This is a genomic window from Mesorhizobium sp. B1-1-8, assembly GCF_006442795.2.
Taxonomy (GTDB): domain Bacteria; phylum Pseudomonadota; class Alphaproteobacteria; order Rhizobiales; family Rhizobiaceae; genus Mesorhizobium.
In genome coordinates this window covers 5,174,723-5,191,445 of the sequence record NZ_CP083956.1, presented here as the reverse complement: position 1 = coordinate 5,191,445, position 16,723 = coordinate 5,174,723, and the positions used below count along the sequence as shown (strand labels likewise).

Here is a 16,723-nt window from a genome sequence, read left to right as displayed (position 1 = left end):
ATGCAACGTCTTGCGACGATCCCCGCCATTGTAGACCAGCACACGGAGGATGCGGCGTTCCTTTGGATGAGGCGCCGTCGCGAGATCGACGGGCCGGTTTTGAATCAAATAGACATCGGCCGCATCGACCAGCGGCTCGACGCTGATCTTGAGGGGCTGTTCGCATCCGGCGAGGCTGGATGGGCGGCAGCGAACGCGCGTTTCTCTGATTATCCGCAAGCCCCGGAACTTTTTGTCATGGCCTGCCTTGCGCTTCATTGGGGCATGGAAAAATCAGTTGCCGCGGTGATCGAAGCCGCCACCACGCTCGGCGAAGCCGGAATCAAAGGCATATCAGGCGCCATTGCCCGGACACCGCGCGAAAAACTCCGCCCCTTTGTCGCCAGATGGCTCGATTCCAGTGAACCGATGCTCAAATGCCTAGGACTCGCAGCGCTTTGGCATCATCGCACCGATGCCGGGCTGAGGCTTGGCGAACTGGCCGCGAATGGCCAGGCCGAGGTCCGCACCCGAGCACTGCGATTGGCCGGCGCGTTGCGCCGTCGCGATCTGCTCCCGGCGGTAGCCGAACGTCTGGCTGCCGACCAGCCGAGGGAACGATTGGCCGCCGGGTTCGCTGCTTGTCTGCTCGGCGACCGCCGCACCGCCCTGCCTCTCTTTGATGAATTGCTTGCCTCTACCAGCTTTCCCCCAAGTGCGGTGATCGATATTCGATTGCTCGCCTCAGCAGGAACTTCTGCAAAATCCTGGCTTGAGAAACGTCTGAACGAACCGTCGTTGCGGCAGCCCGCTTTGGCTGCAACGGGGTTGCTTGGCGACAGGTCGATCGTGCCATGGCTGATCGAACGGATGCGCGAGCCTTCGTCCGCCTATGCCGCTGGCCTTGCCTGGCGCGATCTGTTCGAAGTCGATTTCAACGACACCGACGTGTTCACCATCGATCCTGCAGTGCTTGGAAAGCAGTTCGCCGGGATCGAGGAGTCGCCGCTTCCAATAGCCGAGCGCGCGAGTGCCTGGTGGGACGAGGGACGGGGGCCGGACAAACACGCGACATTCCGCTCGATGCGTCGTCAACGGCTCGCCGCCATCCGTGCCTCTTTCGACAATCCCGACCTTCCCCTGGCCGACTGGCGGCGAACGCAACGCTTTCCTGCCTGGATGTAATTCAGCTTGACCTGACCTGGCTGACCAGCGCCGCGGCGCGCAACCCGGCCTCGGACGCAACCTCGCACATGGCGACCGGACCGGGTGCGTAGCCGGCGGTGAAACTGTCGGCTGCCACGAGCAGCGCCAGCGCCCCGCCGGCCGCCCCCACTTCGCCGACCGTCATTGCCGGGTAGGCAATCGGCAAGATCTCGCGCCGTGTGCGATAGAAGCGAGACCGCGCTATGTTTGCCTCCCACCCGCTATAGCGCTCGCCATTGCCATTGCTAACGACAAAGACAATATCGGGCTCGCGCGGACCGTTGCCGGTCCCATTCAGCGCACCTTGAAGCGCGCTGAGCAGCGCCTTGCCCTGGCTGTATCGCTCCGTCAGAACAGAATCTGCTTCCTGAGCAAACCCGGCGCCATGGATAGCGGCGAGACCCGGTGACTTCGGATCGGGCCTCGACTGCAGACAAACGAAGGCTGCGGCCTCTCCGGGAACAAGCCCTTGAGCATTGTCAGAGCCCTTCAGCCTTCCCGCCTCGGCGAGCCGATTGATGTCCTTGTCATTGACCAGACTATCGACACCGCCGAGCAGGACGCGCTCGACGCCAGGATGGGTTAGCATCTCGGAAAGCTGGTCAAGCACGGCTATACTTGCTGCCGCACCGCCATCGATCGCGCGCGACGCCGCATGGAACGGACCGCCTGATGCAAGCATGACGGCATTCAGGAATCCGGAAGGATGGACTTCTTCGAAGGCCGCATGGTTCCGGAACTGCTCCGGCAGCACGAGTATCAGTACGGTCGTGCGCGGATCGGCTGTTCTTGATGCGACCGCGTCCATAATGGCGCGCGCCGCCATGTTGACAAGCCAGTCCCAATCCGTGGCTCTCAGCGACCAGTGAGTAGGAATGCGTGAAACGATTTGCGACTCACCCATGGGCTCGGCCAGCAGGTACTCTTCATAGGCAGAGAACCCGGCGCGGATCGCCGCGAGCGTTTGCCTCCGGTTCAGACCCGCGGCAGTCACCGCGCCACCGCCAGCGATGTACAATTGCCGCTTCATGGCAGCCACGCGGGGCGGTCGGTAATGGTGCCGTTGGTCCCGCGCAGCGCAAAATAATCCTTGCCCTTTCGCTTTGCCGCAATCAGCGCCGGCGTGACATGGCCGAAGATGAGTTCGCGTAGCGCAGGTCGGTTACGCCGCGTCGTCACAGCCACCCGCGCCTTCAGCGTCACCCGGAAGATGTCGGGCTCGATGATAATCGTATCCGCCCTGAAAACCTGATCTTCCACTCGGTCTTCGAAGATCAGGCGGATGGGCGCGACCACGCGTGGCAGCTTGAAGTTCCACCGGCCGCCGGGGCTGAGCCCCACCAGAGTGACTTGGTCGCTGCCGTTGAGATGTGGAAGTTGCTGGTCTGCCGGCGCCGCGAGGTTGTAACGCGGATCCGAGTCTTTAGCCGGCAGGGGCCACTGGGTATCGATCCAGGCCTGATCATAGGTGCCCGCAAAAGGCAGGCGTGGCTGCCAGCCACGTCCGAGTGCTCCAAAGCCAGCCGGCCGCGGCTTGTCCGAAGGACTCATGAACGGCTCCGCCGGGTAGGTGATGTTTGGCGCCTGCGTCTTGACTGCTGGGTCAGCCGAGCGGGCATGGGCAAAACCCACTCCCAACGGATTGCGAGGATCTGTTTTTAGATCGGCAGTGGTGCCGCCGTATGCGCGTTCATAGACGATGGACATCCGTGTGAATGGATGTGGCGCGCTAAAGCTGCCGGCATCGTAGATGCGGTCGCCGACAATACTGAGCACCTTTTGCAGTGGTCCGAACTTTAGCCCTGCTTGCATTTCTCGAACCGGCTTCCCGTTCGGCGCATAAGCGGTACCGTTGACGATGACGTCGATGCCGGGCTTCAGCATGGCGATATCGGCCTCGTAGCGTGTCGATGAAAGGGAGGGGTCGCCGAAAAAAACATCGCTAAGCGTCACCGGCAATTGTTCCTCCGCCGGCTCCAGGACAGTCATTTCCTCAGCGCCCTGGAAGCTCGCCGAGAACAGGCCCAGGAAAACCTCCTGACCCTCCGCGTCGGGCAAGGTGTAAGATCCGACCGCAAAAGGGGTACGATTCTCCAACCAGACAGCGAAGCTCATCGCTCAGCACCAGGCTCCGGTCTCATCCATGCCGATCGGCCAATACGGCATGCAGGCGATGAGGCGCACCAGTTCCTTCTTCCTGGCATCGATCAGCCATTGCAGAAGCAGGATTTCGGGATAAACGACGTCTCCGGAACTCTCGTTGGCGTCGCAGCAATCGAGCCAGTAATTGCGCACAATCCAGACCACGTTCCCATGGGCGGCTGCGCCGGCGGCGCGCTTGTTGAAGGCCTTGCGTATAGCCTCGTCACGGCTCACCCCCAGTTGTTGCTGCGCTTTGATCGTGTCGGCCCACCAGGGCACCGCAATCTCGTAGGCCGTTTGAATGTCTTCCAGATACCCGTCGAAAATACCCTGGTGCCTCTCGGAACTCTCGGCGAGTTTGCGCGCCGCTATTCTCGCATCTCGCGGTTCGATACAGCCGGGCTGGCGCAGCAGGCGGCGAATGCCGCGGTCGGTTTCAAAATAGGTGATCAGCGCCATCAGGTGATCTCTTCGTCCTGATCGATCCCGATCGGAATGAAAACGAAGCCATTGACGACCTCGACCAGATCGGGCGCCTTACTGGGAATATCGTCGATCAGCAGGTCTATTTGGCCGACATAGCGGGGACTATCGCCGATGTCGTCGATACCCCATTTTTCCTCGGGCGATTTTTCGGGTTGCTCGACAAACTCGTGCTCGTTCTTTCGATTCAGATTTTCAATCTCGACATAGAACCGCCGAAAGACATTCAGGAAGCGCGGATGCCCTGAAATTCCAGTCGGCCATATCAGTGAGATCGTATCGAAGGTTTCGGTTGCGACGAGGTCGCTCCACCAGGTTTTGATTTGAGGCAGCAGCGCGCGCAGTGCCGCGATGTAGCGCTCCTGAATGTCCTGGTAGCTCTTGGCGATCTCGACCATGCTCGATTTGTCTCACAGTTTAGCCGCATAGGCTTCCGCCTGACTTCCCTGACTGCGATAATGCGCTTCACAGTGAGGTTTGACCCGGCTTGCCCGCTCGAAGTATTTCTTGAAATCTTCAAGCTTCATATTGCATCCGCCAAGCGCCCATGCCACGCACAGCGGCGGCTGATGGTCATGGGTCATATGGCCTTCGCCGCGCGCCATATCCTTTCCATGGACAGGATCCTCGTATCGTTTGATCGGTCCGCCCTTGGTCAATCGCTCAGTGCGCCAGTGAGCGCGCGTCACCCGTTTGTCGTCGCGCGCGCATTCCCAGCATGGCTTGTTGCGGACCGCCTTCTTCTGCTCCGGAGAAGGATCCTTGTCCGGCCTATGGACGTCCGCGTCATAAGGCTTGCTCGGGCAGGGGCCGGGTTTGATACCTTTACGTCTCAGCAGCGCCTTGAAGGTATTGATGGCGGTCTGATCGATGCAGTTGGGCAGATCGCTGGCCGTGTTCTGAGCCATCATGTCGCCGTGGCGGTCGACCCCCTTGCCCTCCGCCTTAACGGTGAACGACCATAGTTTGAAGACGCCCTTGCCCTTGATTTTGTGGGTAATGACACCTGCACCGAGGCCTTGTGTAGCCGGCTCGTTGCCGGTGCTGGTCGATATTTCCGACGAATTCTCAATGGCCGTCGGCTCGCCATCGATCTTGACGCTTTTGGTACCGTTCGACAGGTCGGAGGAAGACAGCATGTTGACATAGGGCACCGGAACGGGGCCAGCGGGCGGCGACGGCGGCGACAGACAGACATCGCCAGGGGCGATGCCCTTGCCATTGCTGCCCTTGTGGAAGAAGCCCATGTTCTCGGCAAAGACGGTAATCGCCATGATCAGCTTTCCTCCGCCGGCAGAGGCACCGTGCGCATGGTAGGCAGGCCATTGTCGGCCAGATCATGGATGTCCTTGAAATGGCATTCGTGGACGTGCCAGCCGTCGCACCAGAACACGATTCCGGGCTCGGCGCCGTTTGCTGGCGGCGGCCGTAGTGCCGTGAGCCGTTCGGCGATCTCGGCGCTCGTCCAGTAATGCGACACCGCCTCGCCCGCGATCCCGGACACCGCATCGAACCATTCGTCATCCATGCGGGGTTGGCATCCAATGGCGGCGACCACGAACGGATATCTGCGCCCGACGCGATCCTCACTCATCCGCCACGCGCCGGCACAGGGCTGATCGCAGAAGATACCAGCCGGCACCGTGAAGCACCAGACGCGCGGATCGAGTACCCCCTCATCCGGCCGTGCGCGCAATTCCATCGACATCCACCGGTCCCAGCGGTCGATGAAGGTCCGCGGCAAATTCCACACGACGAAATCTCCGGTCGCCGGAATCTTGCCGAAGAAGCCTATGTTCATATCTGCGGCGGGCATGTGAACTTCTTGAACATTTCGAGCGTGTAAGGATTTTCGACGCTGGATGCCTTGAGCTCGAAATCGGCATACATGCCTTTCGTGCCGAGCCGCAGGCTGTAGACGTCGGTGAGCTTGGTCCCGGCGAATTTGCCGCCGCGCAGCATCCTGAGCCACGCCCAGCTGCCGGTCTCGTTGAGCATCACCTCGGGCGAGCCGTCGACCGGCTGGAAGGCGAGCGAGATGACACCGGTGCCGTCCTTGCCGGGCCATGTCATCGGCTGCGGCCTGATCGCGTTGTTGTAGTAGACCAGGTTCTGGCCATCGAGATTGAGCGTCACGCGCGTCACGTTCGGCGACAGATCCTTCGGCTCCAGCGTGAAATTCATCACCGGGCCGGTGCCGCCGGGGAACAGATCGTCGCGGATGTGCCTCGCCTGTTCGAATGCCGCCAGCGCCGACGGGTCGAGGCCGAAATCGGCCCGCCATTTCCACGGTTCGCTGGCCATGTCGACATAATTGATCAGATGGTCGTTGGTGAAGGCGTCGATCAGGCCGGCCGGACCGAACAGGCGCTGGAAATCGCGCACATTGACGTCCACAGCGCTGTCCGGGCTGAACGGATAGCGGTTGTTGAGCGCGGCCTGGCAGAAGGGCAGGATGTCGGCGCGCCAGATGGCGTTGAGCTCGTTGGTGACGGCCTTCTGCGACAGCCCGCTGGTATCGCCGGCTATGCCGCCAAGCCAATCGTTGATCGGCGAGGGCAGGATCTGCGCCTGCCTGGCAACCGCGCCCGTCAGTTCGGCGAGGCCGCCCTGCTTCTTGATGGCTTCCTGCGGATCGGGATTGGCGGTGACCGTCTGCAAAACGTTGGACAGCGCCGTCAGCGCCACCACGGCGGCATCGAGCGCCGGCGGTTGGCCGTCGACCTCGGCGATCGCGCCCTTGAGCGGCTTGAAGTGTTCGGCCACCAGGCTGCCGGTCATATCGACCTGGGTCGCGGAGCCGGCCTTGGGCAGAAGCTTTGCGCCTGTCTTCACCACCTTGCCCAGCTTGCCGAGCTTGGAGAGCAGGGTCGAGCCGGTCTTCGCAGCGCCGCCCTTGCCATCCGCCGGCGCCTCGTCGGAGCGGGTGAGGTCGGTCTCCTGGACAACGGCGGTCAAAAGCCGCTTCAGCGCCGAATCGGCGCTCGACAGGTCCTTGAGGTTTTCGCTGGCGACATTGAGATCGGTCAGCGGCGCCAGCCGCATGTCGCGCAGGAAAGAGTCCCATTGCGCGATATAGTCGTCGTAATAGAGCTTCAGAATGTCCGCCGACAGCGCCGACACCGAGGTCTCGGAATTCTCCGAGCAGCCGCCGGCGAACACCGCGCGGTCGAGCGCTGCCTGGGCCGCGACATCCTCGACCCGGTCGAGAACGGCATCGTGGAAGCCGGCATAGGTGAAGGCGCCGGGAACGCCGACGCGCAGCGTCTTGTCGGAGCGCCGTGCGAACACCTTGGCGCCGTTGGGGCCGGCGAAATTGGCCGGGATCCATTCCTTGACGGCCGATACTTCCGGGTCGGCCATCAACTGCTTGTAGGCCCGCTCAGGCAACGAAATCGTGCACACCGTCTTCAGCGCCTCGGCGACCAGCTCCTTGTCCGGGGCGATGTAGCTGTCGTCGACCGTCATGCGGCGGATCGCGGCCAGCTGGTGCTCTTCGGCGTCCGGGGTCGGGAAGGGTGGAGCGGGCGCAAATTCAGGCAGATTGTTTACCCACCAGTTCTGGACGAAGTCGGGGTCCATCTGCGACAGACCGGTCATCATGCGATAGGTCTTCAGCGCGCCGAGTATGAAATCCGGATCGCGGATCTGCCGCCACATCGTGGCTTCGAGCAGGGCGACCATATGCGGTTCGAGAATGTTGCGCAGCCCGTGGTCGTAAGTGTCGGTCTGGGCACGCACGAGTTCTGCCGAGGCCGTCGGCCCGAGCAGGTCGTGGGGCGCGTCCGGCGGCGTGGTCCGTGCCGCCGCCACCGCATCTATCGCGGCAAGCGCGGTGTCGAGCGCCGGCTGCTCGACCGATGCCGGGGCGGCGGCGACTTCAGTCAGCGGCGCCTGCAGCGCCTCGAACTGGCCTTCCTGCGCGGTGATCGCATTGCGGTTGTCGTAATAGGACCAGCCGAACAGCCCGCCGGCGAGCATTGCGGCAGCCAAGCACGCGGCAGCCGCACCGCGCCAGATCCAGGCGCGGCGGCGCTGCGCCAGCGGGTCGAATGTGCCGAGACCGGCTTCCTTGAAGATGACTTCGGTCAACAGGTTCCGCAGAAAGAAGCTGCGCTTTTCGACGCGCGGCGCCGGCATGGCGCGACGCGGCGGCAGCCCGAAGGAGGAGGAAAGTGCGGCGGTCAGCCGGTCGATGGGCGCGCCTTCCTGGGTCGCCGAGGTCAGATAGAGGCCGCGCAGCCAGGCGGCCTCCTCGTAGCGGCTTTCGCCGAACATCGCCTCGATCAGCACCTGGATCGGTTCTGAGAGGCTGGTGAGCTGGGCCGGAAAGCGGAAGATCTCGGCGCGCGAGGCGAGCTTGTCCTCGTCCTCCAGCCGTGGCACCAGCCGTCGCTCCAGCTCCGCGGCAAGCGTGGCGATTTCCTTTTCGATCATCTTGGCGTCGACGCGGGCATCGAGCGCGAAGGTCGTCCCCCACACCTGCTCGCGCGCCGCCGTCGACAGGCCGCCGAAGAAGGCCTCGAAGCCCTTGATCAGGTCGACCTTGGTCAGCATCAGATAGACGGGAAGGCGGATCTCGAGACGGTCGTTGAGTTCCGCCAGCCGGCGGCGGATCTTGCGGCCATGCGCCTTGATGGCTTCGTCGCCTTCCGACAGCGCGTCGATCGACAGCGCCACGATGACGCCGTTGAGCGCCCGGCGGCCCCGGTGCTTCTTGAGCAAATCGAGGAAGCCCAGCCACTCCGCCGCATCGACATCCGGCTGGCTCTCCTGCTGGACATAACGGCCCGCGGTGTCGATCAGCACCGCGTTCTCCGAAAAGAACCAGTCGCAATTGCGCGTGCCGCCGACGCCCTGCAAATCGTCGGTGAGGTCGATCGGAAAATTCAGGCCGGACTGGCGCAGCGCCGTGGTCTTGCCGGTGGCCGGCGGCCCGACGATCACATACCAGGGCATCTCGCGCAGAAACTTGCGGCCGCCGAGCTTGCGCCGTTTCAGTTCCGCCATCACATCTGAGAATTTGGCGCCGACCGCGGCGACGCTTTCCTCGCCTGGTGTAAGCTGCTTTTCCACTGTGGGTGCCGCGATCTCGGCAACGAACATGCGGTTGGCGCGGATCGCGCGGCGCTGGGCGATAATCAGCCAGATCAGCCACAGGATGATCAGCCCGGCGATGATGGCGATGCGCACATTGTCGGAATCGAACGGTGAATAGGGGCCGACCTGGACGATCGGGCCGAACACCCAGATGACCAGCGAAAGCAGCGCGATGCCGATCAGCGTCCACAGGAAGCGAGAGGTCAGGACAGCCCAGAGGAAGCGCAGGATGATCATATCACAGCCTCTTCTCGACCAGCACCTCGACGCGCCTGTTGAGCGCGCGGCCCTCGCGTGTCGAATTGTCGGCGACCGGATCGGTTTCGGCGCGCCCCTCTGAAGAAATGCTCTCCTGCGGCACGCCGGCCTGCACCAGAAGCTTGGCTATGGTTTCGGCGCGCGCTTCCGACAGGCGCTGGTTGGTCGAAAGCGGGTTGGATCTTTGCAGTCGGACATTGTCGGTATGACCGACGACGGTGATTTTTCCGATCAGCTCCTTGTTGTCGAGGATCACCTTGGCGATCGAATCGATCAGCGGCTCGTAGCCTTGGGTGAGCGTCGGCCGCGACGACTGGAACAGCTCGGGGTTTGAAGACTGGATGACCAGCTTGGCCAGCGACACGCTCTCGGTACCGCTGAGCGCCCCCTTGAGGTCTTCCGGCGCGCCGGCCTTGAACTCCGGCAGCAGCGCGAAATCGACCGCTTGCGGCGGCGGCGGTTCCGGTGCGTCGGGCGCCGGCGCGGCGCGCGTGATGTCGCCGCGCGAGGCGGGCGGCAGGGCGCGGACCAGCGCGGAAAGCTCGACCGCCTGGCTGCTCAGCCCCATGGAAAGGCCGGTATAGGTGGCGGCGGCGATGACCACCGCGGCAAGCGCCATCACCCAGATCGGAACGATGAAGCGCTGCGGCTCGTCGGAGGCGATCACGCCTTTCCAGTTCGGCGACAGCGGTGCATCCTGAGCGTCGGCATCGCGCAGGAAGCGCGCCGCCGCCACGCGCACCGCATTGAGCGAGCGGTCGCCGGCGCGGCCGGGCACGCGATATTTGCCGCGGAAGCCGAGCGCCAGGCAATAATATTGCAATTCCAGCATTTCGCGGTCGCGGTTGGGATGCCGCTCCAGTTCGTCGAGGCGCGTGAAGAACTGGGTGCCGGCATCGACATCGCCGCGCAGCATGACGACAAGCGGCTGGCGCGGCCACGCGCTGGCGCCGCCCCACGGCGTGTTGAGCGCCAGGTCGTCGAGCAGTGCGGCCACCGCCCAGGCAGCCTGGTCGGCGCGCTCCAGCGAAGAGCCCGCCGCCATCGCCGTATCGCGCGCCCGTACCAGCTCGTCGAGCAGCCGCGTGCGCAGCACTTCCGGGTTCTCCGGCGCCAGCGCGCTTTCGAGCTCGGGCGCGAATTCGAGCAACGGCGCGAAGGCGTTGATCAACGGGTTGGGATGCGCACGCGCTCGCTTGACCGGCGCGCCCGGCGCCAGCGGCGCCATCGGCCGCGGCGCGGCACCCGTCAGTCGAATGCGTGTGCGTTCACGATCCTCCGACAGTCCGAAAGGATCATCCCGGCTCATGATCTCACCTGTTTACCGAATAGCAGTCGACCTGCGGCTCGCTCGGCAGGACACCGGAAACGCCGATGACAAAACCGGGTGCGTCGAGCAGCGAGGCCCAATGCTCGCTCTTCTGGTCCAGCTCCAGGCACAGCCGGTCGCCGTCATAGGGAATCTCGCGCGGCTGCGAATGAAGCGGCTTCAGCGGAATGCCGGGCAGGCGGGACTTCCACAGGCCTTCGAACTGGTCCGCGGCGCCGACGGTCGCCTGATTGACGAAAATCTTGCGCAGCGCGTCCTCCGACAGTTCGGAACCGACCCGGATGACGATCCGGCTGGCGACAAGCAGCTTCGGGTTGTCGATGCGCACCTTCCAGACATTGGTCGAATGCCGCATCACTGGCAGCGCGCGCGATTTCGGCTCGATGTAGCGCAGGCTGAGGATCAGCGAGCGCAGGGCGTCCGCCAGCGCCATATAGGCGGGGCCGGGCGCCATGTGGTCGTAAGCCGGCAATTCGCCCAATCGCCGCGAGCTGGAGCCGTAGGTCGCCATCTCGCCGGCCAGGCCGGCAAGCTCGAGGTAAAGCTCGGCCGGATGGAAGACGTCCTGCGCCAGCATATGGGCCACCCGCGGACGCGCCGCATTGGCGAGGTGGAGCATCAGCAGGTCCTCGACGCTGCGGCCGGGCCCGCCCATGACCATCTTGCCGTGCGCCTCGGCGATCTGGTCGAGGCCGGTGACGACTTCCTGAAGCAATTGCCGGTACCAGGCCACCGCGCCGGTGACGAGCGTCGGCGGCAGGAAGGCCTCGTCGAGCGAGATGCCGCCATCGGCCCGGATCCCCTTGATCTCGGCGATCGGCAAGGCGGTGTAGCCGCCGACCGATTTGCCCGGCGCCAGCAGCACCGCCTGCGGGCGGGCGATCTCGATCTCTTCCGGGTCCGATCCGCCCTGGACGGCATCGCGCACCGAGACGATCCGGCCGTGATAGCGCGCGCCGGTCGAGGCGGCATGCGCAGGGTCGAAGCCGACACCGCCGGGCGGCTCCAGCGGCAGGGCAATCAGCACTGCTCCGGCACCGGTGTCGGCCGTGACCGGCAGCGGCCGCGGCGCGTCCATCATCTCTGGAATGGCAAAAGGCGTGCCGTCGGGGAATATGCCCCGCGCCGACAGGATTGCGACCTGGCCGGCATCGAGCAGGGACTGGTCGAGCGTCAGCTGCTGGAAGCCGAATGTGTGAAGCTGGCCGGCCTGCAAGGCGCCGCGCACCGTCGCTTCGAAAAACCGGTCCTGCTGCTGGAAATGCTGAGTCCGCAGGAAAAGCCCTTCGGACCACAGCACCCTGTTTGCGTCGCTCATGCCACCACTCTCTGCACCAATTGGTCTTGCCTTGACGGCTAGGCGGAAATACCGCCCTTGCCGAGCGTGACGTTGATGGTGAACTTCGATCCCGGCGACACCGACTTGGTCGTGCGCCAGTTGCGTCCGCCAGGTTCGCGGATCAGCGCGACAAAGCCGAGCGCGGTCGCGTTCGGTTCGACCGTGATCGTCTTGGCCGCGGTCTTTCCCGGCGCTACCGAGATCGTATCGGATCCGATGAGATCGGCCCCAAGCGCAGACCCCGCATCGCCCTGCAGCGCGAAATAGTCGGCCGAATTGAATTTGCCGGTGCTGCTCAGCCGCATGATCAGAACCGTCACCGGCCGATCGCCGCCCCCCGGTCCCGGATTCATGCCGGCGCCACCGGTCACATTGACCGAGATGACCGACGGTTTCGGCGGGCCGCTCTGGCACGCCGCAAGCAGTCCTGTCGCGCCAAGCGTAACAATGAAATTGCGTCGATCGATCATGTCCCTACTCCTCTTCGTATGCGTCCCGAAAATCAGCGCCGATTTCCCCCAGGAAGCTTGATTCCGCGCTCTGGGCGATTTCACGATGGCGTTTCTGGTAAAGTTCCCAAAGCTTGGCGCCACGCCCGCCGGAAAGCAGTGTGCCGATCGCGGAATTCGATTTGAGTTCTTCCTCGATTGCCGCCGGATCGAAGCGGTCGATCATGCGCCGCAAGGCGGCCTGCACGCCGCGCCAGGCGCGCACATGGTGCTGCGCGAGATCGCGCACCGCATCGGCGATTGCCGCTTCGCCGGACAGAAAGCCGGGACTGCGCTCCGAGAGGATGGTGACGATGACGTCATCGACGGTCGGCAGGAATTTGAGCGGATTGACCTCCGAGGCGCCGACCATGGTCTGGGCGACACGGGCGCTACCCTTTTCCTCGGCGCGTTTGCGCAGCAACTGCAGCAGGCCTTCCATCATCAGCCGGTATTCGCGTCCGAACCGCTCCATTTCGGCGAGGGCGTCGCGCCCCGGGAAGTCGGCTTCCTCGACGCCCATGCCACGCAGGAATGCAGCACGCAGCGCCATCTCGTTCCGTGGCACGGCCGGTGCGGGGCGGGCCGGTCTGGCAGCGACAGCCGGGCGTGGGGCAGGAGGGGGCGCCGGCGACGACGGCGGCGGCATATCCCACGGATTGCCGCCCTGCGGCCGTTCGGCCTGACGTTGCGGCTGACCGGCCCGGTCGGCGCTCCCGGGGCCTGGCGATGCCGCCGGCCCGAAGTCGAAATCGTCATCGAAGGCGGATGGTTTCGGCGCCGCTTCGGCCGCGCCGTTGCTGGACGGCACCGGGTCGAAGCCGAAGGGGTCCAGCGGGCGCGGGGCAGCGGCACTGTCCGGCGTGGTGGCCGACACCGGATCGAGACTGAAGGGATCGTCGAAGGCCGGTGAACTGCGCTGGTTCGAGGGGCGATCGAACGCCCCCGGCACCGGCTGCTCGAATGGGTTCGGCAGATCGGCCGGGCGCGGCCGCCGGGGCTCTTCCTCGACCCTGGCTGAAAAGAAGTCGTCGTTGCCGACGCTGACCGGCGCTCGGGATTGCGGCGGCGATCGTTCGGGCGCGGTCTGGCTAACCGCAGGGGCAAGCGCGGCCGGCGCCTGGGCGGCTGGTGCCTGAACCTCGACATGGAGAATATAGTCGCCCAGCCTCAGCCGCATGCCGCTTTGCAGGCGCGTCGACCTGCCGGGGCCGAGCGGGCTGTCGGAATCGTCGATGAACAGTCCGCTGCTCGAGGTATCGGTGATGAAATAGCCGTCCCGGCCGCCGCTGATCTTGCAATGGGCGCGCGAGACGAACATGTCCGGATCGTCGATCTGCCAGCCGGCATCGGCGCTGCGGCCGATCACCAATTCGCCCTCGTCCAGCCGGGTCTGCCTCACCACCTGGCTGCGTGGTCCCTGCTCAAGCGTCAGCAGCAAACTCATGCCGCGACCCCCGCCATTTCCGGCCGCCATCCGACGATTGTCCGCAGCCTGAGATCGTCAGCATCCCCCCTTTCGGCGGGCCGCGCAAGCCAGGCGGTGCGGGCGAGCTGGACAGTCCCGATAACGGGCGGCGGCACGGCTTCCTGGGCCAGCACGATCCTGAGATCGACATCGAGCGATTCCCCGATCATGTCGCGGACTGCCTTCTTGAACAAAGCGAGGCGCTGGCTGCCCGGCAGGAATGCCTTGAAGTCTTCATAGGAGAGCGGGCCGACGCGCAATTCGATCCTGCTCTGGCGGCTGAACACGCGCGGGCCGATCGTCGCTCCGCGGCCGAGTCCTGCGTAGGCCTTGGCGAGCCGGGTCTGCAGCGCGGCCGGAATGGTGATCCAGGCGGCGACGAATTCCTTGATCTGGACCGGCACCTTGAACGCCTGCGCCAGAAACAGCGTCAGCCGCTCCGGACCGTCGACCTGGCTGGCCAGCGATCCGGCCTGGCGCAGGCGCACCGTGTCGAGCTCGGGATCCTGGGTGCCCGGAAGACCGATCCCCGCCATGGCTTCCAGCATAGCGCGAACGCGGCCGCCGACCGCGCGTTCGACCTGCACCGCCGGATGCGCGTCCGCCCAGGCCCGGTAATAGAGCGCGATCATGCGGTGCTGCAGGATGTTGACGAAATCGACGAAGGTGGTGTCGCTGGTCTGCTGGGCGTCCGTGCCGGTGAACCAGCGCTGCGACAGGCGATCGAGCACCCAGCGCGTCAGATGCAGCGGCATCGGCCCTTCAGGTCCCAAGAGCCCGAGATTGGCGACGGTGATGCGCAGCGGGGCGCCATCCTTGCCGGGCGACTTGTCCCGTGCGTCCTCAATCTTGACCACGTCCCTGGCCGAGAAGCTCAGGCGCACATGCTGGCCAAGCCTCGCCGGCTCGCGATCCGGCTGGCCGGAATAGCCGAACAGGCCGCCCCTTTGCTCCAGCCGGCGCAGCAGCTCGAAAAAGTCGAAGCCCTCGGACAATCCCTCGGTCTTGCCCGGTATGGGCTTGTCGAGATTGGCCTTGTCTTGGACGGTCTCGTCTAGATCAGGTAGCGATTGCCGGGCGTCATCGGCCATGGCACATCCTCCTGCTTCTGCAGCAGCCGCGTGCGGGTCCGCACAAAGCCGTTTATTCCGCCGTGGCGTGCGAACAGCCGCGCCAGCAGCGCCGAAAGCAGCAGCGTGCTTTGCCCCGCCAGCACCGACTGGTCGACATGCAGCGTCACTTCCGTGCCGCGCCCGAAGTACATCGGCCCATCGATCTGCAGCCGCTCGATGACCGGACGGGAATCGATGCGAACGATCGAATGCACGTTGCGCGCCAGGCTCGGATCACCGCGGTCGGCATAGAGCTCGAGCAGCGCATGCAGCGGATCGACGCCGCGGCCTTCCTTGGCCAGGCTCAAGAAATTCAGCGCCAGCTGCGCCACCAGCCGCCAGGCGAGATTGTCGGCCCGCGACTCGCCCTGGGCTCCCGCCGGCAGCGACGCCGGGATTGCCGGTTGCGGCGGACGCAAGGCGCCGAGCAGCCGGACGGCTTCGACCGGATCCGCCGTCTCCAGCGTCAGCGTCGGCGTGTCGTCCAGGATCGGCAGGTCGCGGTTGGTGCAGAGCGCCATCACATCGAGGCGCTTGAGCGGCCGGTTGGCCGGGCTTGCGGCGGGGCGCGAGATCGCCAGGAACACGTCGTCGCCCGTATAGGAGGTGCGGGTCAGGCCGTCGCGCCGCTCATCCTCGGTGGCGCGGCGAGGGCGCCGTTCGGTCGAATAGACCCAGCCGCTGCCGCGGTTCTGCCCCAGGCTGAACAACTCGGGAATCTGGGCCTCGCTGCCTTCGGTGTCGGCATCCTCGACCCGCGTCACGCGATAGATCTCGAAATCCCGCGCCCGGGTGCGGTCGGCATGCAGCACCTGGCGTGTCCGGCGCGGATCGAGTTCGACGACGTTGCACTCGCGCTCGAACAGATTGATGATCGGCGTCACGAAGAGTTCGAAATCGGCCGGCGTCACATCGGCAAGCTCGGGCACCGGGCGCCGGAACAAAAAGATGATTTCGATCCCGGCCTCGCATTTGCGCACGACAGGCTGCAGCCCCGAGGCCCGCACATAGTGGAAGCGCTCGGGGATCATGAAATATTCGCGCAGCAGCCGGTATCCTTCGAATGTCGGACGGGTGCGCGGCATCAGCGCCTCGTCGTCCAGGATGCCGACCATTTCTGGTTCCGGCAGCGCCGAGAGCGGGTTGGTCTTGCCTTCCACCCGCGCGCCGACGGCCGAGCAGGCGCCGAAGATCGCGTCGAAAAGCAGCGGCGCCTTGGCGCGTCCGGCGAAGTAAAGGTCGAGGCGATCAAGCGCCAATTCGCCGAGCTTGCCCTTGCCGGTCCGGGCGAGCGCGATCCGCAGCGCGGCCTCGCCGCGCGTGCCGCCGAGCGGTGTGATGCCTGCCGCGGCCAGCGCGCTGCGGTCCTGATAATAGCTGACGGAAGTGATCGCGATCGGCCACAGCGTCAGGTCCTGCGCGGTGGTGAAGGTGCAGCGCGTCGAGAGGCCCGGATGCAGGCTGGAGACCAGCCGCGTGTTCCGCTTCACAGTGTGACCGGCAATCATCGACTGTACCTGCTGGCCGGGCTTCAGCACCGCCATCGCGGTTGCCGGCGCCGGCGTCACCAGGTCGGGATAGAGCACGTCGAGCACGGCGCGCGAAAACCGCGAGCGCTCCGCATCGACCTTCAGCCGCGTGCGGGCGGCCAGGAAGGCGACACCGTCGAGCAGCCGCTCGACGTAAGGGTCGGGGCACGGGACGGTGTCGAGCGACAAATTGCGCGCCACCGCCGGATGCATGTCGGCGAACTCCGCGGCAAGCGCGCGGATATGGGTCAGTTCCTCCTCGTAATATTCTACGAAGACCCGATCCATT

The 16,723-nt window shown here is 64.8% G+C and carries 14 protein-coding genes; 1 reads left to right on the top strand and 13 read right to left on the bottom strand.

The genetic code is table 11. The annotated features are described in order from the left end of the window. Nucleotides 1-1,164: a hypothetical protein gene (locus FJ974_RS25475; protein ID WP_140533107.1), complete on the top strand. Its 1,164-nt coding sequence runs from the start codon at nt 1-3 to the stop codon at nt 1,162-1,164. Between the two features lies 1 nt (nt 1,165). Here the strand turns inward: FJ974_RS25475 and FJ974_RS25470 are convergent, their stop codons facing one another. Genes FJ974_RS25470 through tssF form a run of 13 tightly spaced genes read right to left on the bottom strand, consistent with a single transcriptional unit; the run spans nt 1,166 to nt 16,722 of the window. Continuing rightward, entirely contained in the window at nt 1,166-2,203 is a 1,038-nt protein-coding gene (locus FJ974_RS25470) for a hypothetical protein (protein WP_140533108.1), read from the bottom strand. 8 nt (nt 2,204-2,211) lie between these two features. Beyond that, nucleotides 2,212-3,300, bottom strand: a complete 1,089-nt coding sequence (locus FJ974_RS25465; protein WP_140533109.1) for a DUF2169 domain-containing protein — start codon at nt 3,298-3,300, stop codon at nt 2,212-2,214. A gap of 3 nt (nt 3,301-3,303) precedes the next feature. Next, entirely contained in the window at nt 3,304-3,786 is a 483-nt protein-coding gene (locus FJ974_RS25460; RefSeq protein ID WP_140533110.1) for a hypothetical protein, read from the bottom strand. Further along, a complete protein-coding gene (locus FJ974_RS25455; RefSeq protein ID WP_140533111.1) occupies nt 3,786-4,208 on the bottom strand; it encodes a hypothetical protein in 423 nt (140 codons plus the stop codon). Before FJ974_RS25455 ends, FJ974_RS25460 begins: the two co-directional genes overlap by 1 nt. 12 nt (nt 4,209-4,220) lie before the next feature. Further along, nucleotides 4,221-5,084 (bottom strand): DUF4150 domain-containing protein, encoded by an 864-nt coding sequence (locus FJ974_RS25450; protein ID WP_140533112.1) that lies wholly within the window; start codon nt 5,082-5,084, stop codon nt 4,221-4,223. Between the two features lie 2 nt (nt 5,085-5,086). Continuing rightward, a complete protein-coding gene (gene tagF, locus FJ974_RS25445; protein WP_140533113.1) occupies nt 5,087-5,626 on the bottom strand; it encodes a type VI secretion system-associated protein TagF in 540 nt (179 codons plus the stop codon). Next, nucleotides 5,608-9,147, bottom strand: coding sequence for a type VI secretion system membrane subunit TssM (gene tssM, locus FJ974_RS25440; protein ID WP_140533114.1), 3,540 nt, complete (start codon nt 9,145-9,147; stop codon nt 5,608-5,610). The genes tagF and tssM overlap by 19 nt, the downstream gene beginning before the upstream one ends. A gap of 1 nt (nt 9,148) precedes the next feature. After that, complete coding sequence (icmH, locus tag FJ974_RS25435; RefSeq protein ID WP_140533115.1) at nt 9,149-10,477, bottom strand: type IVB secretion system protein IcmH/DotU; 1,329 nt, start codon at nt 10,475-10,477, stop codon at nt 9,149-9,151. Nucleotides 10,478-10,481: 4 nt separating this feature from the next. After that, on the bottom strand, nt 10,482-11,816 hold the full coding sequence (gene tssK, locus FJ974_RS25430; protein ID WP_140533116.1) for a type VI secretion system baseplate subunit TssK: 1,335 nt from the start codon (nt 11,814-11,816) through the stop codon (nt 10,482-10,484). Nucleotides 11,817-11,854: 38 nt separating this feature from the next. Beyond that, entirely contained in the window at nt 11,855-12,307 is a 453-nt protein-coding gene (tssJ, locus tag FJ974_RS25425; protein WP_140533117.1) for a type VI secretion system lipoprotein TssJ, read from the bottom strand. Between the two features lie 4 nt (nt 12,308-12,311). After that, complete coding sequence (tagH, locus tag FJ974_RS25420) at nt 12,312-13,772, bottom strand: type VI secretion system-associated FHA domain protein TagH (protein ID WP_140533118.1); 1,461 nt, start codon at nt 13,770-13,772, stop codon at nt 12,312-12,314. After that, nucleotides 13,769-14,884 carry a type VI secretion system baseplate subunit TssG gene (gene tssG, locus FJ974_RS25415; RefSeq protein WP_140533119.1) on the bottom strand — a complete coding sequence of 372 codons (1,116 nt, stop codon included), beginning with the start codon at nt 14,882-14,884 and terminating at the stop codon, nt 13,769-13,771. The genes tagH and tssG overlap by 4 nt, the downstream gene beginning before the upstream one ends. Continuing rightward, on the bottom strand, nt 14,848-16,722 hold the full coding sequence (gene tssF, locus FJ974_RS25410) for a type VI secretion system baseplate subunit TssF (RefSeq protein WP_140533120.1): 1,875 nt from the start codon (nt 16,720-16,722) through the stop codon (nt 14,848-14,850). Before tssF ends, tssG begins: the two co-directional genes overlap by 37 nt. Nucleotide 16,723 lies beyond the last annotated feature (1 nt).